The 19,771-nt window shown below is 62.3% G+C and carries 17 protein-coding genes; 1 reads left to right on the forward strand and 16 read right to left on the reverse strand.

Features of this window, described 5'->3' with window-relative positions:
• Positions 1-38 precede the first annotated feature (38 nt).
• The 16 genes from dnaE to rpsB all read right to left on the reverse strand — a co-directional run bounded on the left by dnaE (position 39) and on the right by rpsB (position 18,520).
• Complete coding sequence (gene dnaE / locus A6D6_RS16935; RefSeq protein ID WP_133492567.1) at positions 39-3,542, reverse strand: DNA polymerase III subunit alpha; 3,504 nt, start codon at positions 3,540-3,542, stop codon at positions 39-41.
• Between the two features lie 38 nt (positions 3,543-3,580).
• Entirely contained in the window at positions 3,581-4,219 is a 639-nt protein-coding gene (rnhB, locus tag A6D6_RS16940) for a ribonuclease HII (RefSeq protein ID WP_133492566.1), read from the reverse strand.
• Positions 4,220-4,221: 2 nt separating this feature from the next.
• Positions 4,222-5,361 (reverse strand): lipid-A-disaccharide synthase, encoded by a 1,140-nt coding sequence (gene lpxB, locus A6D6_RS16945; protein ID WP_159661350.1) that lies wholly within the window; start codon positions 5,359-5,361, stop codon positions 4,222-4,224.
• 1 nt (position 5,362) lies between these two features.
• The gene (lpxA, locus tag A6D6_RS16950) at positions 5,363-6,133 is read right to left on the reverse strand and encodes an acyl-ACP--UDP-N-acetylglucosamine O-acyltransferase (RefSeq protein ID WP_159661351.1); all 771 of its coding nucleotides are present in this window, start codon (positions 6,131-6,133) and stop codon (positions 5,363-5,365) included.
• Between the two features lie 116 nt (positions 6,134-6,249).
• Positions 6,250-6,687 (reverse strand): 3-hydroxyacyl-ACP dehydratase FabZ, encoded by a 438-nt coding sequence (gene fabZ / locus A6D6_RS16955; protein ID WP_201303825.1) that lies wholly within the window; start codon positions 6,685-6,687, stop codon positions 6,250-6,252.
• Positions 6,688-6,765: 78 nt separating this feature from the next.
• Positions 6,766-7,794, reverse strand: coding sequence for a UDP-3-O-(3-hydroxymyristoyl)glucosamine N-acyltransferase (gene lpxD / locus A6D6_RS16960; RefSeq protein WP_133492563.1), 1,029 nt, complete (start codon positions 7,792-7,794; stop codon positions 6,766-6,768).
• A gap of 3 nt (positions 7,795-7,797) precedes the next feature.
• A complete protein-coding gene (locus A6D6_RS16965; protein WP_133492562.1) occupies positions 7,798-8,295 on the reverse strand; it encodes an OmpH/Skp family outer membrane protein in 498 nt (165 codons plus the stop codon).
• A gap of 76 nt (positions 8,296-8,371) precedes the next feature.
• Complete coding sequence (gene bamA / locus A6D6_RS16970) at positions 8,372-10,735, reverse strand: outer membrane protein assembly factor BamA (protein WP_159661352.1); 2,364 nt, start codon at positions 10,733-10,735, stop codon at positions 8,372-8,374.
• The gene (gene rseP, locus A6D6_RS16975; RefSeq protein WP_133492560.1) at positions 10,732-12,045 is read right to left on the reverse strand and encodes an RIP metalloprotease RseP; all 1,314 of its coding nucleotides are present in this window, start codon (positions 12,043-12,045) and stop codon (positions 10,732-10,734) included. The genes bamA and rseP overlap by 4 nt, the downstream gene beginning before the upstream one ends.
• A gap of 69 nt (positions 12,046-12,114) precedes the next feature.
• Positions 12,115-13,287, reverse strand: coding sequence for a 1-deoxy-D-xylulose-5-phosphate reductoisomerase (ispC, locus tag A6D6_RS16980; protein ID WP_133492559.1), 1,173 nt, complete (start codon positions 13,285-13,287; stop codon positions 12,115-12,117).
• Entirely contained in the window at positions 13,284-14,108 is an 825-nt protein-coding gene (locus A6D6_RS16985; RefSeq protein ID WP_133492558.1) for a phosphatidate cytidylyltransferase, read from the reverse strand. The genes ispC and A6D6_RS16985 overlap by 4 nt, the downstream gene beginning before the upstream one ends.
• Positions 14,102-14,890: a polyprenyl diphosphate synthase gene (gene uppS / locus A6D6_RS16990; protein WP_133492557.1), complete on the reverse strand. Its 789-nt coding sequence runs from the start codon at positions 14,888-14,890 to the stop codon at positions 14,102-14,104. The genes A6D6_RS16985 and uppS overlap by 7 nt, the downstream gene beginning before the upstream one ends.
• 142 nt (positions 14,891-15,032) lie before the next feature.
• The gene (frr, locus tag A6D6_RS16995; RefSeq protein WP_133492556.1) at positions 15,033-15,590 is read right to left on the reverse strand and encodes a ribosome recycling factor; all 558 of its coding nucleotides are present in this window, start codon (positions 15,588-15,590) and stop codon (positions 15,033-15,035) included.
• Between the two features lie 51 nt (positions 15,591-15,641).
• Positions 15,642-16,403 carry a UMP kinase gene (pyrH, locus tag A6D6_RS17000; protein WP_236564142.1) on the reverse strand — a complete coding sequence of 254 codons (762 nt, stop codon included), beginning with the start codon at positions 16,401-16,403 and terminating at the stop codon, positions 15,642-15,644.
• Positions 16,404-16,800: 397 nt separating this feature from the next.
• Complete coding sequence (gene tsf, locus A6D6_RS17005; protein WP_159661353.1) at positions 16,801-17,682, reverse strand: translation elongation factor Ts; 882 nt, start codon at positions 17,680-17,682, stop codon at positions 16,801-16,803.
• A gap of 76 nt (positions 17,683-17,758) precedes the next feature.
• Positions 17,759-18,520, reverse strand: coding sequence for a 30S ribosomal protein S2 (rpsB, locus tag A6D6_RS17010; RefSeq protein ID WP_159661354.1), 762 nt, complete (start codon positions 18,518-18,520; stop codon positions 17,759-17,761).
• Between the two features lie 446 nt (positions 18,521-18,966).
• Between rpsB and map the strand changes: the two genes are divergently transcribed.
• Complete coding sequence (map, locus tag A6D6_RS17015) at positions 18,967-19,761, forward strand: type I methionyl aminopeptidase (RefSeq protein ID WP_159661355.1); 795 nt, start codon at positions 18,967-18,969, stop codon at positions 19,759-19,761.
• Positions 19,762-19,771 lie beyond the last annotated feature (10 nt).

Genomic DNA, 19,771 nt, shown 5'->3' on the forward strand with positions numbered 1-19,771 from the left:
GTCTGGCGTCTGGCGTCTGGCGTCTGGCGTCCGGCCACTCAATACTCCAACCGCACCGAAGTCTCACCGAAGCGGTTGCGCAGCTCATCCACCAGCGCTTCGTGGGGGCTGATTTTCCACTCATCGCCAAGCGGCATGGCCACCTCCGCGTCCTTGTGAGCGAGCCGTAGCGTCACCGGGATCGCACCGCCCCGGTATGGGGCCAGCAGCCGATCCAGAGTGTCCGGCAGTTGTTGTTCCACCGGTACCGACACACACAAGCGGCGGGCGAACACCTCACGGGCCTGGCGCATATCCATCACCTCGTCGGCCACCAGATTGAAGCCACCGGAGTAATCGTCGTTGCGCACCCCGCCGCGCACCACCAACAGGATGTCCTTCTGAATCCGCTCGCCGAACTGGGCGAAGGTCTTGCCGAACACCGACACCTCCAGCCGCCCGGTCTTGTCATCCAGGGTGACGAAGGCCATACGCTCCCCGCTGCGCTTGCTGCGGGTGATGCGCAGTGCCACCACCAGGCCGGCCACGGTGGCGGCCTCGCCCTTGGCGGTGGGTTGCAGGGCATTGAAACGGGCGCTGACGAATTGACGCACTTCGTGCTCGAACTGGTCGATGGGATGACCGGTCAGGAACAGACCCAGGGTATCGCGCTCACCGTTGAGGCGCAGTTCGTCATTCCATTCGCGGGCCGGCTTCCACTCCACCACCGGCGTTTCGGCGGCCTGCATGGAGCCGAACAAATCCATCATGCCGGCTTCTTCGTTGCGGGCATCCTGTTCCGCCGCGGCGATGGCATCCGGCAAGGTGGCCAGCAGCGTGGCGCGGTCACGGAAATGACGGTTCGGCCCGAGCTTGTCCAGGGCTCCGGCACGCACCAGGGCTTCCAGGGAGCGGCGATTGATCTTCTTCAGGTCGATGCGGCGGCAGAAGTCGAACAGATCGTCGAATCCGTCGCTGTCGCCACGGGCGCTGACGATGGCGTCGATGGGACCCTCGCCAAGCCCCTTGATCGCCCCCAGCCCGTAGACGATGTCACCCTCGGGGTTGACGGTGAAGCGATAGCCACAGGAGTTCACGTCCGGCGGCAGCACCTTGAGGTCCATGGAGTGACATTCATCGATGAAGGTCACCACCTTGTCGGTGTTCTGCATATCGGCGGAGATCACCGCCGCCATGAATTCCGCCGGGTAATGGGCCTTGAGCCAGGCGGTCTGGTAGGCCACCAGGGCGTAGGCGGCGGAGTGGGATTTGTTGAAGCCGTAACCGGCGAACTTCTCCACCAGGTCGAAGATCTTCATCGCCAGGTCCGGGTCCACGCCCTTCTCTTTCGCGCCGCTTTCGAAGATCTCCCTCTGCTTGGCCATCTCCTCCGGTTTTTTCTTACCCATGGCGCGGCGCAGCATGTCGGCGCCGCCGAGGGTATAGCCGGCCAGGACCTGGGCGATCTGCATCACCTGCTCCTGGTAGAGGATCACCCCGTAGGTGGGCTTGAGGATCGATTCCAGCCATTCATGCTGGTACTGCGGATCCGGGTAGGCCAACGGCTCCCTACCGTGTTTCCGGTTGATGAAGTTGTCCACCATGCCGGATTCCAACGGGCCGGGGCGGTACAGCGCCACCAAAGCGATGATGTCTTCGAACACATCGGGCTTGAGCTTCTTGATCAGCTCCTTCATGCCCTGACTTTCAAGCTGGAACACGGCGGTGGTATCACCGCGCTTGAGCAGATCGAAACTGGGCGTGTCATCCAGCGGGATCCGTTCGATCTCCAGCGGCCCCTCTCCTTCCCGCTGGCGGCGCACGTTCACCGCCTTCATCGCCCAGTCGATGATGGTCAGGGTTTTCAGGCCGAGGAAGTCGAACTTCACCAGCCCGGCTTGCTCAACGTCGTCCTTGTCATACTGGGTGACCAGGTTTTCGCCGTGCTCGTCGCAGTGCAGGGGCGCGAAATCGGTGAGTTTGCCCGGCGCGATCACCACGCCGCCGGCGTGTTTGCCCACGTTCCGGGTCAGGCCCTCCAGCTTGAAGGCCATCTCCATGATTTCATTGACCGCTTCCTTGTCCGGGTTGCCGTCGTCCTCAAGGAAATCCCGCAGCGTCTCTTCCTGCTCCAGTGCTTTGGACAGCGTCATCCCCGGCGTGCCGGGAATCATCTTCGAGAGCCGGTCGGCCATGCCGTAGGGTTTGCCCTGCACCCGCGCCACGTCCCGCACCACCGCCTTGGCCGCCATGGTGCCAAAGGTGATGATCTGGCTGACCGCGTCACGGCCGTATTTATCGGCCACGTAATTGATCACGCGATCGCGTTTTTCCATGCAGAAGTCGACGTCGAAGTCGGGCATGGAGACCCGTTCCGGATTCAGGAAGCGTTCGAACAGCAGGTCGTAGGCGATCGGATCGAGGTCGGTGATCTTCAATGCGTAGGCCACCAGGGAGCCAGCGCCGGAGCCCCGCCCCGGCCCCACCGGCACCTGGTGTTCCTTACCCCACTGGATAAAGTCCGCCACGATCAGGAAGTAGCCGGGGAAACCCATCTGATTGATGATGTCCAGCTCGAACTTGAGGCGGTCGTCATAGACCTTGCGGTGTTCGGCGTAGTCCGGCGCCTGCGGATCAAGAATCTTGGCCAGCCGCTCCTCGAGCCCGTCCCGGGATACCTTTTCGAAGTACTGCTCAATGGTCATGCCTTCCGGCACCGGGAAATCCGGCAGGAAGTTCTTGCCCAGACGAATGTCGAGGGTACAGCGCCGGGCAATCTCAACACTGTTTTGCAGCGCTTCCGGCAGGTCGGAGAACAGCTCCGCCATTTCCTCCGCGCTTTTCAGGTACTGCTCCTCGGAATATTTTCGTGGCCGGCGCGGGTCATCCAGGGTGTTGCCGTCATGAATGCAGACCCGCGCCTCGTGGGCCTCGAAATCCTCGCGCTTGAGGAAACGCACGTCATTGCTGGCCACCACCGGGATGTCCAGCTCCGCCGCCAACGCCACGCTGGCGTGCAGGCAGTCCTCATCACCGGGGCGCTGGGTGCGCTGCACCTCCAGGTAGTAACGGTCACCAAACACGGCTTTGTATTCCAAGGCCCGTTCCCGCGCCAGATCAATCTTCTCCGCCAGCAGCCATTTACCCACGTCGCCAAAACGGGCGCCGGACAGCACGACCAACCCCTCGTTGAGTTCCAGCAGCCACTCACGCCGGATCAGTGCCCGTTCACGCACCTGATTGGTCTGCCAGGCCCGGCTGATCAGCAGGGTCAGATTGCGGTAGCCCTCTTCGTTCTGCACCAGACAGGTGATATAGCTGGGCTCGTCCTCGGGATCATCCGCCTGCACCCACAGATCGGCGCCCATCACCGGTTTGATGCCGGCGCTCTGGGCGTTGGAGTAGAATTTGATCAGGGCGAACAGATTGTTCTCATCGGTGACCGCCACCGCCGGCATGCCCTGGGCGGTGCAGGTCTTGACCAGTTCCTTCACCCGCACTACGCCATCCACCAGGGAGTAGTCGGTATGCAGTCGCAAATGGACGAAACGGGGTTCGCTCACGAAACAAGACTCCTAGATTCCCCGCCCACGACGGCGGGTCAGTTCGATTCGATCAGGGCCGCCACCGGGCCGAAGGAACGGCGATGTTCGGGCAAGGGACCGAGACGGCGCAACGCTTCCAGATGCACCGCGGTGGGATAGCCCTTGTGACGGTCGAAGCCGTAATCGGGGTGCTGCCGATGCAGCGCCACCATTTCCGCGTCCCGCGCCACTTTGGCGAGAATCGAGGCGGCGGCGATCGCCGGTACCCGGCCATCCCCTTTCACCACGGCTTCCGCCGGACAGGCGAAGGACGGGGTCCGATTACCGTCCACCAACACCGCTTCCACGTCAATGGGCAGTGCTTGCACCGCCCGGACCATGGCCAGGTGGGTGGCATGATAGATGTTCAGTTGATCCACTTCCGCCGCTTCGGCGCGGCCCAGAGCCCAGCCCAGGGCCCGCTCACGGATCAATTCCGCCAACTGTTCACGGCGTTTGGCGGTGAGTTTCTTCGAATCCGCCAGTCCCTCTATGGGCCTTGCCGGGTCCAACACCACGGCGGCGGTCACCACCGCGCCCACCAGCGGGCCCCGCCCCACTTCGTCGACGCCGGCCAGCACCATACCCGGTTGCCAGGCAAAAGCGCTGGGGACAAAAGGCTCGCTCAGAGCGTATTCCGCAAAGGGATGGTTCATCGCTAACCTTCCAACAGGCCGACAATGGCGTCCGCGGCCTTGACGCTGGCGCCGCCGCGCAGGGCCTCATGCACGCGGGCAAAATCCTCCCGCAACGCGGCCACCCGCCGTGGTTCATGCAGCCATCGGTTCACTTCCCGCGCCGCCGCCTCCCCGGACAACTGATGCTGAATCAGCTCAGGCACCATGGCCTTCCGGCACAGCAGATTGGGCAAGGCGACGAACTCGCTCTTCACCAGCCGCGACACGATGGCATAGGTCACCGCGCCCACCCGATAGCCCACCACCATGGGTTTTTTCAGTAGCAGGCCTTCCAGGGTGGCGGTGCCGGACGCCATCAACACCACATCGGCGGCGGCCATCACCGTGCGGCTGCGGCCGTCCATCACCGTCACCGGCAGTGCCGGCGCCGCCCCCAGCGCCACTTCAATTTGCTCACGGCGGGCCTGATTGGCGGCGGGGATGACGAAGCGCAGAGCCGGGTTGTCCTTGTGCAGACGTACCATGGCATCCAGGAACGGTGGCATCAGTTGAGACACTTCCCCGCCCCGGCTGCCCGGCAGCACCGCCAGCCACTTGCCCTCCTCGTCCAGATCCAACTCGGCGCGAGCGGCGGCGGTGTCCACATCCAGTTCGATCATGTCCGCCAGGGGATGCCCGACGAAGGCCACCGGCACCTCGTGCTCTTCGTAGAACAGCGCCTCGAACGGGAACAGTGTCAACATCAGGTCCACGTCCCGCCGGATGCCCTTGACCCGCCCCTGGCGCCAGGCCCACACCGACGGGCTGACGTAGTGAACGGTGCGCAGACCGGCGGCGTGAGCACGCTTGGCCACGCCCAGGGTGAAATCCGGAGAATCGATGGTGATCACCACCGCCGGGCGCTTTTCCAGCAGGGCGTCCACTAACTGGCGGCGCAGGCGGAACAGCTCCGGCAGGTGAGAAAGGACCTCGGTGATACCCATCACCGACAACTTTTCCATCGGAAACAGGGTTTCAAACCCGGCGGCGATCATGCGTTCGCCGCCAACACCGAAGAAGCGGGCCTCCGGGTAACGCTCCCGCAGAGCCTCGATCAGGCCGGCGCCGAGAATATCGCCGGAGGCCTCGCCAGCCACCAGGGCGATCAGCGGCGCGTCCATATCAGCGGGTGATGCCCCGAGTGGAATCGCGCAGGGAGTCCACGAACAGCTTCAGCTTATCGCACTGCCCGGCTTCCGGCTCCAGCTCCGCCAATGCCTGTTCCAGGGTCATGCCCTGGCGGTAGACCACTTTGAACGCCTTGCGCAGACGATTGATGACTTCGCTGTCCCAGCCGCGCCGGCGCATGCCCTCGAAGTTCATGCTGCGGGCGGAGGAAGGATTGCCGCCGACCATGACATACGCCGGAACATCCTTGACGATCAGACTGCAGCCGGCGGACATGGCGTAGGAACCAATGTGACAGAACTGGTGGATACCGGTCATGCCGCCCAGAATCACGTTATCGCCGATGTGCACGTGGCCGGCGATGCCGGTGGCATTGGCAAAAATATTATCGTTGCCGATCATGCAATCATGGGCCACATGCACGGTGGCCATTAGCAAATTGTTGTTGCCGATGCGGGTCAGACCCTGATCCTGCGCGGTGCCACGGTGAATGGTGACGTGCTCGCGAATAACGTTACCGTCACCGACCTCCAGACGGGTGGGTTCACCCTGATATTTCTTGTCCTGGCAGTCCTCGCCCACCGAAGCGAACTGAAAAATGCGGTTGTTGGCGCCGATGCTCGTCGGCCCCTTGATCACCACATGGGGGCCGATAACCGTGCCGGCACCGACAGTGACGTCAGGCCCGATCACGGAGTACGGCCCGACTTCGACGTCCGCCGCCAGCTCCGCTTTGGGATCGATAATGGCTGTGGGATGAATCATAGGTATGCGTGTCCACCCTGGGCTGGTATGTCGTTCCGAATAGTGCCATCGCCGCCAGTATAGCCAAGAGGCTGACAGGCGGCGATGGCCGTGACGCCCGCCCGAGCGGGCGTGAATCAGACTTTCTGTTCCGCCACCAGCATGTCGGCGGAGGCCACCAGTTGGCCCTCCACTTCCGCGCGGCAGGTGAACTTGAGAATACTGCGGCGCAGCATCACCCACTCGGCCTGCAGCGTGAGACGGTCACCGGGCACCACCTGGCGTTTGAAGCGGGCATTGTCCACGCCCACCAGCAGGTAGATGTAACCGTCCGCCGGGCGCTTGTTCTCGGTGACGAACCCGAGGATCCCGGCGGCCTGGGCCATCGCTTCGATGATCAGCACGCCGGGCATGATCGGTTCCTGCGGGAAATGGCCGTTGAAGAAGGGCTCGTTGATCGTGACGTTCTTGTACGCCTCGATGCGCTTGCCCGGCTCCACGTTCACCACCCGGTCCACCAGCAAAAACGGATAGCGGTGGGGCAAGTATTCCCGCACCTCGTTAATGTCCATCATGATATGTATTCCGAAAGCAAAAACCCCCTGTCGGGGGCGTGACATCCGATCATCGCTGGATCCGACGCGGCCTGGGATTCAGTCTTCGCTGTTCCCGCCCCGCGCCTTTTCCAGACGACGAACCCGCCGGGACAACTCGTCCAGGTGGCGAAAACGCGCCACATTCCGGCGGTAACGGTCCTGTTTATCCACGGGCAGCGCCGACCCGTAAGTTCCCGGTTCCTTGATCGAACGGGATACCAGGGACATGCCGAGAATCTGTACCTGGTCACAGATTTCCAGGTGACCCGAGATTCCCACCGCGCCACCGATCATGCAGTAACTACCGATACGGCTGCTGCCGGCGATACCGACTTTGCCGGCCAGGGCGGAATGATCGCCGATCACCACGTTGTGGGCCACCTGAATCTGATTATCCAGGATTACCCCATTGCCGATCACGGTGTCCTCGATGGCCCCGCGATCGATAGTGGTGCCGGCGCCGATTTCCACGTCCGCGCCGATACGCACACCACCAACCTGCGCCACCTTGGTCCAACCCGCGCCATTGAAGGCGAAGCCGAACCCGTCCGCGCCAATCACGGTATGGGAGTGAATGGTAGTCCGCGGTCCGATGGTAACACCATGATAAATTGTAACATTCGGCCAGATGCGGCCCTGTTCACCGATTCGGGTACCGGCGCCGATCACCGAATTGGCCATCACCACGGTGCCCTCACCAAGCACCACGTCGGCCTCGATCACCACATTCGGGCCCAGTGATACGGACTCTGGCACCGTCGCCGTGGGATCCACCACCGCACTCGGATGGACGCCGGCGGGCACCCGCGGCGCGGTATCAAAGAAATGGCTGGCTTTGGCGAACGCCAGGTACGGGTCCTTCACCACCAGAGCGGGTACCGGGCAATGCTCCCTTTGATCCGCGCTCAGCAACACCGCGCCGGCGCTGGTGTTCTCCAGAAAGGCGCGATAGCGGGGGTTGGCCAGAAAGGTGAGCTGGCGTGGACCGGCGGCACCGATGGTACCGAGACCACTGACCTCGGCATCCGCCGGGCCATGCAGCTCGGCTTCCAGCTCCCGGGCGAGAAATTCCAGAGTAACCGTCATCGATTATTTCATGCGATTGAGTTGTTGGGTGACATCCTTGGTGATATCCGGCTCATCGCCCTTCAGGTACACCACCGCCTGGCCGTTGAGGACCATGTCCAGATTACGCTTCTTGGACACCGCTTCCACCGCTTCACGCAACTTCGGCTCCATCACATCCAGGATTTCCTGCTGACCGCGTCCCAGTTTCTTTTGCGCGGACTGACGCAGGTTCTGCACCTCGATCATCTTCTGCTGTCCCTGGGTTTGCAAACGCTGCCGTTCGTCCTCCCCCATGGTCATGCCTTCCTTGTCGAGGCGATCACGCAGCCCTTCCACTTCCTTACCCAGTTGTTCCAGCCGCGCCTGGTCACCCTGTAAAGAGGATTCCAGTTTGCTGTAGCGGGTCTTGAATTCGTCGGCCTCCTGCAAGGCACCGATCGGATCCACCACACCGATCCGCATTTCCGCGCTGGCCAGCATCGGCAACAGCATCAGCACAACAAGCAAGCTCTTCTTCATAAACCGCTCCTAACAGGTCCCTTCCCTATAACAACAAAGGCCCGGCATCGCCGGGCCTGCCTCTGGCCCATCTCTATCAGAACGTCTGCCCCAGGGAGAACTGGAACACCTCGGTATCGTCGCCGGACTCGTTGTTGATCGCCTTGGCCAGGTTGAAGCTGAGTGGACCGATGGCGGTGAGCCAGCTCAGGCCAATACCCACCGATGCCCGCAGATCCTGGACGGCGAAATCAGCGTCGATATCATCCCGTTTGGTCTCGAAAATATTACCCGCATCGGCGAACAGGAACGTCCGCACGCTACGGGATTCCGCCGCGAACGGCGTCGGGAAAATCAGTTCCACGCTGAGTTCGGTCAGCAGGTTACCGCCGATCGGATCGGGATCCGGATCCACTTCGCCGCGTTGCGCATAATACAGCGCATCGGAACGGGGGCCCAGAGAGCGGGACTCATAGCCCCGGACCGAACCGATCCCCCCGCCGTAGAACGCTTCGAAGAACGGCAACACCTCGTTGTCGCCATAGCCATCCCCGTAGGCGACGCTACTGCGGGTACGCAAGGTCCAGCGGTTGGTGATCGGGAAGTACTTCTCGCCATCCCAACTCAGTTTATAGAACAGGTAATCAGAGCCGGGCACCGCCACTTCCAGATTCAGGGTGCTGGCCCAGCCACGGTCCGGCAGGATGCCCCGGTTCAGGGTACTGGTGCGCAAGGTGGCATTGGTCTTGATTTCGTCAAAGGTGCGCCCTTCTTCTTCCATGAAGCGGGCGATGTCCACGGCAATGAACTCACCATCGGAAATTTTGGTTCGCTCCAGACCACCGCCGAAACTCAGGCGCGTGTATTCGGAGATCGGATAGCCGAACGTCACCGAGCCACCGGCGCGGTCCGCGGCGTAGGAGGAGACCCGGGCTTCATCAAAATCAATCTTGGAGTAGTACAGACTGAAGCCACGGCTGACACCATCCAGAGTGTAGTACGGGTTGTAGTGGGAGAAGCTGTAGGCATCACGGATATCACTTCGGCTCAGTGCGAAGGACACCCGGTTACCGGTACCGCGGAAGTTGTTCTGACTGATGTTGGCGCCGAACACCATACCGGAAGCGTCGGAATAACCCACATTGGCGCCGATGGAACCGGACGGTTGTTCCTCCACCTGGTAATTCACATCGACCAGGTCATCGGAACCGGGCACCGGATCGGTGTCCGCCTGCACCGCGCTGAAGTAACCGAGACGCTCGAGACGCTGACGGGACAGATCGATCAACGCGGTGTTGGCCGGCGCCTGCTCGAACTGGCGCATCTCCCGGCGCATCACTTCATCGGCGGTTTTCTGGTTGCCGTTGTAATTGATACGGCGCACATAAACCTTACGGCCCGGCTCGACGTAAAAGACCACGTCGACGGTGTTGTCCTCATCATTGGTTGCCTGATCAATGCCGCGTACCTCGGCGAAGGTGTAGCCTTCATTACCAAGGCGGCGCTTGATCAAATCACTGGTATAGGTCACCTGTTGCTGGCTGAAGACCTGCCCCTCGTCCAGCACCACCAGCGAACGCAGCTGCTCCTCGTCCACCACCAGGTCACCGGCCAGCTTGATGCTGTTGACGGTGTACTGCTCGCCCTCGTTGACGTTGATGGTGAGCGCCACTTTTTCCCGGTCCGGCGTCACCGCCACCTGGGTGGACTCAATGGAGAAGTTGATGTAACCCCGATCCAGGTAGTACGACCGCAGTTGCTCCAGATCACCGGCCAGCCGTTCGCGGCTGTATTTGTCGTCGCCCTTGATGAACGACCAGAAGTGTGACGGCCGCAAACTGAAGACGTTGAGCAACTCGTCGTCATCGAACACGGTGTTGCCAACAATGTTGATGTCGTTGATGCGCGCCGATTTGCCTTCGTAGATGTCGATCTTCAGCGCCACCCGGTTCCGCGGCAGGGGCGTCACTTCGGTGCTGATGTCCGCGCCGTAGCGGCCCTGAGCCACGTACTGCCGTTCCAGCTCGCCAGAGATCGCTTCCAGGGTGGAGCGCTGGAACACCTCGCCTTCGGCCAGGCCGGCTTCGGTCAGCCCCTTGCGCAGGGCGTCCTCCTCGATCGACTTGTTACCGGAGAGCTCAATACGGGCAATGCTCGGTCGCTCGGAGACCATCACCACCAGATCGTCGCCGTCGCGCCCCAGCTGCACATCCTCGTAATTGCCAGTGGCGAACAGGGCCTGCACCGATTGCACCACGCTTTGCCGGGTCACGGTGTCACCGGGCTGAATGGGCAAGGTGGCGTATACCCGCTCGACGGGGATGCGCTGCAGCCCCTCCACGCGGATATCCCTCACTTGAAACGGCACGGCTTCCTGGGCTTGTACCAGCGCGGGGCTCAGCGCCCCCAGAGTCAGCACTACCCCGCCGAACAGGGTTTGGGTCGTTTCCCGGTATCTCATGAAAACTGTCGCACCAGATCGTTGTAGATGGCCAACAACATGAAACTCATCACCAGCGTCAACCCCACCCCTTGAGCGGTGGTCAGGAACCGCTCGGGCAGGCTGCGCCCGCGAATCATTTCGATGATGCCGAAAAGAATCCAACCGCCGTCCAACATCGGCACCGGCAGCAGGTTGATAATGCCCAGGGTGATACTGAGATAAGCCAGCAGCATCAGGAAGCTGAGAATTCCAACCTCCGCGCTTTGCCCGGCCACCTGGGCAATGGTCACCGGCCCACCGAGACTATCCAGTGGCAGATGACCAGTAAACAATTTGGCGATACTCGCCCACACCACGCCAGCCTGTTCGGCCAGGCGATCGCCAGCGGCGTCCAGCGCCGATAGCGGATTATAACGTTGTTCGACGATCCCGCCGGGCAGCACACCGAGCTGACCAACCACACGGTCCTCCAGCATCACCGGCTCGGGATGCAGGGTCAGGGAATGCTCGCGACCGTCACGCAGCACGGTGGCGGGCAGCGCCCGCCCCGGACTCTCCTGCAACTTCTGCCGCCAGGCGCTCCAGCCCGGCACCAGCTGTCCGTCGGTGGTCAGCACCTGATCGCCAGTCCGCACGCCGGAGCGCTGGGCCCCGCTACCCTCGGCGATCTCGCCAATCACCACCGCCGGGCTCAGGCCCAGAACCGGCAAGGGCGACTGTTCCGGATCCCGGGACCAGGCACTGATATCCAATTGCCGCGTCCGCTCCTGGCCCTGGCGGTCCCGCACTTGCACCGGCACCGGTTCGGCGTCGCCGAGGTGCAACACCAGCCGGCCCATCACATCCTGCCAGGTCCGCACTGCGCGACCGCCGACACTGAGCAGGTGATCACCAGGCTCGAAACCCGCCACCGCCGCCGGCGAGTCCACCGCCGGATTGCCCGCCACCGGCGCATAGCCACGCTCACCGGCGGTCATCATCAACAGCCAGTAAATCAGGAAAGCAAGAATGAAATTGAATATGGGGCCAGCGGCATAGACGATCACACGCTGCCAGGCGGGTTTGCCGGAGAATTCCTCATCCGGGGTGGCATCGTCCGGGAGATCGCCGTCCCGGCGATCCAGAGGCCTGACAAAGCCGCCCAGGGGAATCGCGCTGATCACCCAATCGGTGCCACGACGATCAGTGACACGGCACAGGCGCGGGCCAAAGCCCACGGAAAACGTCAAAACCCGCACGCCGAAAGCGCGCATGGCCAGAAAATGTCCCCATTCATGGAAGGCTACGATGACCAGAATGGTGACGATGAAAGCCAGAACCGTCAGCATCGATTGACCTCTGTACAAGCCATCAGCGGCGGCATCACTGTCTGTCCATCGCGTTTCACACCGTCTCCTTCATCGGCCCAGGCCCTGTACTTGTTGGCGGGCCAGATCCCGCGCGCGGGAGTCCAGGTCCATCACTTCGTCCACATCGTCACAGCGACCGCCGGGCAATGCGTCCAGGGTATTCGCCACCACGCTACCGATATGCTGGAAACCCAGCCCGCCGTCAAGAAAAGCGGCCACCGCCACTTCATTGGCGGCATTGAGCACGGCGGTGGCGGCACCGCCCGCCTGCATCGCCTGCCGGGCCAGGGCCAGACAGGGAAAGGCCTGTTCGTCCGGCGGCAGAAAACGCAGCTCGGCCAGGGTGGCGAAATCCAGTGACGGCGCGCCGGAGGCGATCCGTTGCGGCCACGCCAGGGCGCAGGCGATCGGCGTGCGCATGTCCGGTGTGCCCATCTGGGCCAGCACCGAGCCGTCCAGGTATTCGACCATGGAATGCACCACGCTTTGCGGGTGAATCACCACGTCCACCCGCTCGGGCGGCATATCGAACAACCAGCAAGCCTCGATGAATTCCAGCCCCTTGTTCATCAACGTGGCGGAATCCACGGAAATCTTCGGCCCCATGTCCCAGTTGGGATGGCGCACCGCCTGCTCCGGCGTCACCGACGCCAGTTGCTCCGCGGACCAGCCCAGAAACGGACCGCCGGAGGCGGTCAGCAGCACTCTGCGCACGCCCTGATCCACACCATCCCGGGGCAGACATTGGAAAATGGCGTTGTGCTCGGAATCCACCGGCAGCAGCGTGGCGCCATGGCGCTTCACCGCGTCCATGAACAGCGCGCCGGTCACCACCAGGGTTTCCTTGTTCGCCAGCAAAATTTTCTTGCCGGCGCCAACCGCCGCCAGAGTTGGACGCACGCCGGCGGCGCCGACGATGGCGGCCACCACCGTGTCCACCTCGTCCAGACCGGCGACAGCGCACACGCCCTGGTGCCCGGCCAGCACTTCGGTGTCTGACCCTGCCGCCTTGAGATGGTTCCGAAGCTCGACGGTGGCCTGCTCATCCGCCAGGGCGGCGTAGCGCGGACGCCAACGCAGGCACTGCTCAGCCAGCTCCCGCCAGCGATGGCCCGCCGTCAGCGCCACCACTTCATAGCGCTCCGGGTGCAGGGCCAGCACCTCCAGGGTCTGGCAGCCGATGCTGCCAGTGGCACCGAGGACGGTAATACGCTCCTTCACAGCACGCCTCCTGGCAGGGAGAACCAGTTAAGGCCGGCCAGCGCCACCGGCAAAGCGGCGGTGACACTGTCGATACGATCCAGCATACCGCCGTGGCCCGGCAATACCGAGCCACTGTCCTTGATACCGCGCTCACGCTTGACCATGCTCTCGAACAGGTCACCCAGCACCGAGGCCAGCACGGTCATTAACGCGACGATCAACAGCGCCGGCAAGGTCGCCCGCAGCCAGCCGGTGGCGTACACCAGGGCCACCACGGCCAGTGCCAGCAGAGCACCGCCGACCAGCCCTTCCACCGTCTTGCCGGGACTGACCAGCGGTGCCAGCTTATGCCGGCCAAAGGCCCGGCCGGCGAAATAAGCGCCGGTATCGGCCGCCCATACCCACACCAGAATGAACAGCAGCGCCCAGGGACCGGCCAGACCAAGTGCCCCCCGATCCTGCAGTTCCACTACCGCGGCCCAGGACGGTATCAACAGCAGCCAGCCCACCACCACCATGATCGGCGTCCGGAACCACAGCCGGGCGTTACGCGGGTAGCCAAGCACCATCACCAGCGCCAGCAACCACCATAACGGCAGCGCGTTCAGCACCCAGGCCGGACGGCAGATCTCGACCGCCACCATCAGCAGCGCCAGGGACAAACACCACAGCAGACGACCGCCCTGGCCCAGGCCACGCATCATGCCGGACCATTCCCAGCCGCCGACGACGAAGAACACACCGGCGATCACCGCGAACGGCACCCGGCCGAGGCCAAAAACCGCGCCCAGCACGATCGGCAACAGAATCAGAGCGGTGATCACCCTCTGTTTCAGCATGAGGAGTCTCCATCGAGGCGACTGACTTCCTCGCCGGAGCGCCCGAAACGGCGCTGCCGGGAGGCGTAATCCGCCAGCGCCCGGTCCAGCGCCTGACCGTCGAAATCCGGCCACAGGGTTGGCGTGAAATAAAATTCACTGTAGGCGGCCTGCCACAACAGAAAGTTGCTCAGGCGTTGCTCGCCGCCGGTGCGGATCAACAGGTCCGGCGGCGGCAGATCGGCCAGGCTGACATGGCCGCCAAGTTCGGCGTCGGTGATCTCCTCAACCGTCAATTCGCCGTCAAGCACCCGCCGCGCAACACGCCGGGCGGCCTGCGTCAGATCCCACTGGCCACCATAGTTAACCGCGATGGCCAGGGTCATGCCGGCGTTATTGGCGGTCAGTTGCTCGGCCTCGGCCATGCCCCGGCGCAAGCCGTCATTGAAGGCGGAGCGCTCACCGATGAAGCGCAGGCGGATGCCGTTCTCATGCAGTTCGGCGACCCGCGCCCCGAGCGCGTGGACGAACAGCGCCAACAGATGCTGTACCTCGTCCTCCGGCCGGCGCCAGTTCTCGGAACTGAACGCGAACAGCGTCACCGCTTCGATACCGCGACGGGCGGCACGGCGAATCACTTCCCGTACCGTGGCTTCACCAGCCCGATGGCCTTCGACGCCGGGCAGATCGCGCTGGCGGGCCCAACGGTTGTTGCCGTCCATGATGATGGCGACATGACGCGGCAAGGCCCCGGTGTGGGAATCCAGGTCCGGCGCCGAGGAAACCGGTCGGGTTTCTTCCATCAAGAACCTCCGGGTTATCGTCCTTGTTGTTCGTCAGGCAACGAACGAATCTGATCCGTTTCGCCGTCCCGTACCACCCTAAACAACGCAGGCGCCGGTAACCGCCGGCGCCCGCACTGGCCGTTTGAGGATCCCGGGATCCTCAAACGGTCATCAACTCCTCTTCCTTGACTTTGAGCATCTTCTCCACCTCACCGACCATTCGGTCGGTCAGCTGCTGAATTTGCTCCTCGCCGCGACGGGCTTCGTCCTCGGAGATTTCCTTCTCCTTGAGCAAATCCTTGAAGTCACCATTGGCATCACGGCGGATGTTGCGGATCGCCACCTTGGCATGCTCGGCCTCGCCGCGCACCACCTTCACCAGATCCCGACGGGTTTCCTCGGTCAGCGGCGGCAGCGGCAACCGGATCACGGTACCAGCGGTGGAGGGATTCAGGCCCAGGTCGGACGTCAGGATGGCCTTCTCGACATCCGGCACCAGGCTCTTGTCGAACGGCGACACCAACAGGGTACGCCCCTCTTCCACACTGATGTTGGCCAACTGGCTCAACGGCGTGTCCGAGCCGTAATAGGACACATGGACAGTGTCCAGCAGACTGGGATGAGCGCGCCCGGTGCGCACTTTCTTCAGAGCCACGTCCAGAGCCTCCAGGCTCTTCTTCATACGTGATTCAGCGTCTTTCTTGATGTCCTCGATCACCTTTCGATTCCTCGCCTGTTCTCACTGGGCTGCGTTCCGAATGTTCGCCGACTACGCGGTTTCGGAGCCCGCCTCCTGTACTTCGGACGCCACCAGGGTGCCTTCATTGCCCCCCAGCATCAGATTCAGCAGCGCGCCCTGTTTGTTCATGTTGAACACACGCAACGGCATGTCGTGGTCACGACACAGACAAATGGCGGTCAGGTCCATCACGCCGAGTTTGCTGTCGAGCACCTGGTCGAAGGTCAGGCGGTCATATTTGCGTGCTTCGGGGTTCTTCACCGGGTCGTCGTCATAGACGCCATCCACCTTGGTGGCCTTGAGCACCACGTCGGCGCTGATCTCGATACCGCGCAGGCAGGCGGCGGAATCCGTGGTGAAGAACGGGTTGCCAGTGCCGGCACAGAAGATCACCACTTCGCCGTTTTTGAGATAGCGGATGGCGTGCCGGTGATCATAATGCTCCACGATACCGCTCATGGGAATGGCCGACATCAGCCGGGTACGAATATTGGAGCGCTCCAGCGCATCACGCATCGCCAGGCCATTCATTACCGTGGCCAGCATTCCCATGTGATCGCCCGCCACCCGGTCCAGACCGGCTGTTTGCAGGGCGGCGCCGCGAAACAGGTTACCGCCACCAATCACGATGCCGACCTGAACACCAATGCCCACCAACTGACCGATCTCCAGGGACAAGGTGTCCAGTACCCGGGGGTCGATACCAAACCCCTCATCGCCCGCCAACGCCTCACCGCTCAGCTTGAGAAGGATGCGGTTGTAGCGCGGTGAACGCTCCTTGCTCTTGGCCATATCATGCTCTCCGCCACTCATGGAATACCCGCCATTTGCTAATCGTCCGGTCCGTGCGCCTGAAATGGCCCGGCTCGCGAGCGTACCGCAGCCACAGGACTCTCGACACACTACCCGCCGCACGCGAGGATGCAACTGTTTAATCGCGCCGGCGGAGATTTGCTCACACGCTTCCCACGCCGCCTCCGCGAAATTCGCGAAAACCGGGCAGCCCTTATAAAGAGCACCGCCATCGGCGCGGAAGTCATCGGGTGCGCCGGTTGGCACCCGGTTTCAATAATCGATTCTTAAAAAAACGCCTTGCTGGGGAGCCCAACAAGGCGTTTTGGTGGCGCGGCGGCGTAAAGATAACGCGAGCTTTACGGCCGCCGCCCCGGCACGCCATGCGGCGCGCGATTTAGCGTTTCGCCTGAGCCATCACTTCGGCGGCGAAATCCACTTCTTCCTTCTCGATGCCTTCGCCCACCACCAGGCGTTCGAAAGCCACCACCTCGGCACCGGCGCCTTTCACCAGGTTGCCAACGGAGGTGTTGGGATCCTTCACGAAGGGCTGATCCAGCAGGCTCACTTCCTTCAGGAACTTGTTGATGCGGCCACCAACCATTTTCTCGACGATTTCCGCCGGCTTGCCTTCCATGTCCGGTTGCGCGCGAATGATTTCGCGCTCTTTTTCCAGAGTCTCGGCGGGCACCTGGTCGGACTTGACCACCATCGGCGCCACCGCGGCCACGTGCATGGCCACGTCTTTACCCAGCTCGGCATTACCCGCGGACAGGGAAACCAGCACGCCGATTTTGCCGCCGTGCACGTAAGAAGCGACCACGCCGCCATCCACGTTCAGAGCCACGGCGCGACGCACCTGGATGTTCTCGCCAATTTTCTGCACCAGAGCCTGACGCGCTTCTTCCACGGAGGCGCCGTCTTCCAGCTTCAGCTCGGCGATCGCGGCGGCGTCGGTGGCACCGGCCTGCAGAGCGGCCTTGGCCACTTTATTGGCGAAACCGAGGAAGTTCTCATCGCGGGCGACGAAGTCGGTTTCGGAGTTGATTTCAACCATCAGCGCACTGGAATTATCATCGCTGGTGGCCACGACCACGGCGCCTTCGGCGGCGGTACGACCGGCTTTCTTGGCGGCTTTCGCCTGGCCGGATTTGCGCAGGTCATCAATGGCTTTTTCGATATCCGCGTCCGCTTCAACCAGCGCCTTTTTGCACTCCATCATGCCCAGGCCGGTGCGCTCACGAAGCTCTTTCACCATTGCAGCAGTTACAGCAGCCATGCTTACCTCTTGAATCTTTTTAACAGGGTGTTGAGTCAGGTGGCACGGGCCGGAGTTCTCCCCGGCCCGACGCGAATCAACCCTCGGCCTGGTCGGCTTCCGAGTCTTCCACTACCTCGACGAATTCATTCTCGCCGCCGGCACCACTGTTTTTCGCGTATTCCTTGCCTTCCAGGATCGCGTCAGCGGCGGCCTGGACATAAAGCTGAATAGCGCGAATGGCATCATCGTTGCCCGGGATGACGTAGTCGATATCATCCGGGTCGGAGTTGGTGTCCACCACCGCCACCACCGGAATACCCAGTTTGCGGGCTTCCTGAACGGCGATGTCTTCGTGGTCCACGTCGATCACGAACAGCGCGTCCGGCAGGCCGCCCATCTCCTTGATACCACCGATGGAGCGTTCCAGCTTGTCCATCTCACGGCGGCGCATCAGGGCTTCTTTCTTGGTCAGCTTGTCCAGGGTGCCGTCTTCGCTTTGCGCTTCCAGATCACGCAGACGCTTGATGGACTGACGGATGGTCTTCCAGTTGGTCAGCATGCCGCCGAGCCAACGGTGATCCACATAGGGCATGCCGCAACGCTTGGCTTCCTCGCGAATCGCTTTCTGAGCGGCGCGCTTGGTGCCAACAAACAGAACCTTGTTGTTGCTGGCGGCCAGTTTGTTCAGGAAGCCGATGGCTTCGTTGAACAACGGCAGGGTGGATTCCAGGTTAACGATATGAATCTTGTTGCGGGCACCAAAGATGAACGGCTTCATCTTCGGGTTCCAGTAACGGGTTTGGTGGCCGAAGTGCACGCCGGCCTTCAGCATATCGCGCATGGTTACGCTAGACATAATGTAAACTCCAAGGGTTAGGCCTCCACGCCCCCTCATGACCCAACCTCTGGTCTTCCCCGTAAAACCGGGAAAGCGCCGGGAGGCACCCCGAGCCATGTGTCGGAACGTGTGTGTCGTTGTTTACCCGGCCGGAACCCCCATTTCCCGTGATCGGGAAGGGTTGTCCGGCGCAAGGCTCCACTCCTCACCGCCGAACGGTTACAATGCGGCACCGCCGACGAGCGAGAAAGCGGGCGCTTTATACCACGACCGCCCCCGTCGAGGCAACGGAAAAGACCCGGACGCTGCCCGGCCGGGTCCGCCCAAGTCTCTGAAAACACGGTATTTTTCCCTTGGTCTCCAGGGTAGACACCGGACTCACTCTCGACCTTTACTGACTCCGGTCTTTATTTACCGCGGTTTTCGCTGACGACAACACCTTTTACCACGAACAGGTTCCTGGCATGAATGTAGTGATCAAAACCCCCGAACAAATCGCCAAAATGCGCGAAGCCGGCCGTCTGGCCGCCGAAGTCCTGGAAATGATTGGCGAACATGTTCAGCCGGGGGTAACCACCGAGGACCTGGACCGACTCTGCCATGACCACATCGTCAACAAGCAGAATGCCATCCCCGCCTGCCTGGGTTACGGCGGCGCCCCCGGCCGAATCCCCTTCCCCAAGTCGATCTGCACCTCGGTGAACCACGTGGTCTGCCACGGCATCCCCAGCGAGAAAAAGGTGCTCAAAAGCGGTGACATCATCAATATCGACGTCACCGTGATCAAGGACGGCTGGCACGGCGATACCAGCAAGATGTATTACGTGGGTGAACCGTCGGTGCTGTCCCGCCGTCTGGTGGAAACCACCCGTGAATGCATGCTGGCCGGGATCAGGATGGTCAAACCCGGGGTACGCCTGGGCGACATCGGTCACCGCATCCAGAAACTGGCCGAGAGCGAGCGCTTCTCGGTGGTACGCGAATACTGCGGCCACGGCATCGGCGAGGGCTTTCACGAGGAGCCCCAGGTGCTGCACTACGGCAAAACCGGCACCGGCCTGGAGCTGGTCGAGGGCATGGTGTTCACCATCGAGCCGATGATCAATGTCGGCAAGGCCTCCAACAAGGTGCTGCCGGACGGCTGGACCGTGGTCACCAAGGACCGCAAGCTGTCCGCCCAATGGGAGCACACCATCGCGGTCACCGCCGACGGCTACGAAGTACTGACCGCGCGCGACGAGGAACAGGACCTGTATTGAGCCGTTCGTG

This window comes from Alcanivorax xiamenensis, from assembly GCF_009846745.1.
Lineage (GTDB): Bacteria > Pseudomonadota > Gammaproteobacteria > Pseudomonadales > Alcanivoracaceae > Alloalcanivorax > Alloalcanivorax xiamenensis.

Excerpts from the sequence above, each read along its gene's own strand:
- rnhB (WP_133492566.1), bottom strand. The coding sequence starts at position 4,219 with ATGAACCATCCCTTTGCGGAATACGCTCTGAGCGAGCCTTTTGTCCCC.
- lpxB (WP_159661350.1), bottom strand. The coding sequence starts at position 5,361 with ATGGACGCGCCGCTGATCGCCCTGGTGGCTGGCGAGGCCTCCGGCGAT.
- lpxA (WP_159661351.1), bottom strand. The coding sequence starts at position 6,133 with ATGATTCATCCCACAGCCATTATCGATCCCAAAGCGGAGCTGGCGGCG.
- fabZ (WP_201303825.1), bottom strand. The coding sequence starts at position 6,687 with ATGATGGACATTAACGAGGTGCGGGAATACTTGCCCCACCGCTATCCG.
- lpxD (WP_133492563.1), bottom strand. The coding sequence starts at position 7,794 with ATGACGGTTACTCTGGAATTTCTCGCCCGGGAGCTGGAAGCCGAGCTG.
- A6D6_RS16965 (WP_133492562.1), bottom strand. The coding sequence starts at position 8,295 with ATGAAGAAGAGCTTGCTTGTTGTGCTGATGCTGTTGCCGATGCTGGCC.
- bamA (WP_159661352.1), bottom strand. The coding sequence starts at position 10,735 with ATGAGATACCGGGAAACGACCCAAACCCTGTTCGGCGGGGTAGTGCTG.
- rseP (WP_133492560.1), bottom strand. The coding sequence starts at position 12,045 with ATGCTGACGGTTCTGGCTTTCATCGTCACCATTCTGGTCATCGTAGCC.
- A6D6_RS16985 (WP_133492558.1), bottom strand. The coding sequence starts at position 14,108 with ATGCTGAAACAGAGGGTGATCACCGCTCTGATTCTGTTGCCGATCGTG.
- uppS (WP_133492557.1), bottom strand. The coding sequence starts at position 14,890 with ATGGAAGAAACCCGACCGGTTTCCTCGGCGCCGGACCTGGATTCCCAC.
- pyrH (WP_236564142.1), bottom strand. The coding sequence starts at position 16,403 with ATGGCCAAGAGCAAGGAGCGTTCACCGCGCTACAACCGCATCCTTCTC.
- tsf (WP_159661353.1), bottom strand. The coding sequence starts at position 17,682 with ATGGCTGCTGTAACTGCTGCAATGGTGAAAGAGCTTCGTGAGCGCACC.
- rpsB (WP_159661354.1), bottom strand. The coding sequence starts at position 18,520 with ATGTCTAGCGTAACCATGCGCGATATGCTGAAGGCCGGCGTGCACTTC.
- map (WP_159661355.1), top strand. The coding sequence starts at position 18,967 with ATGAATGTAGTGATCAAAACCCCCGAACAAATCGCCAAAATGCGCGAA.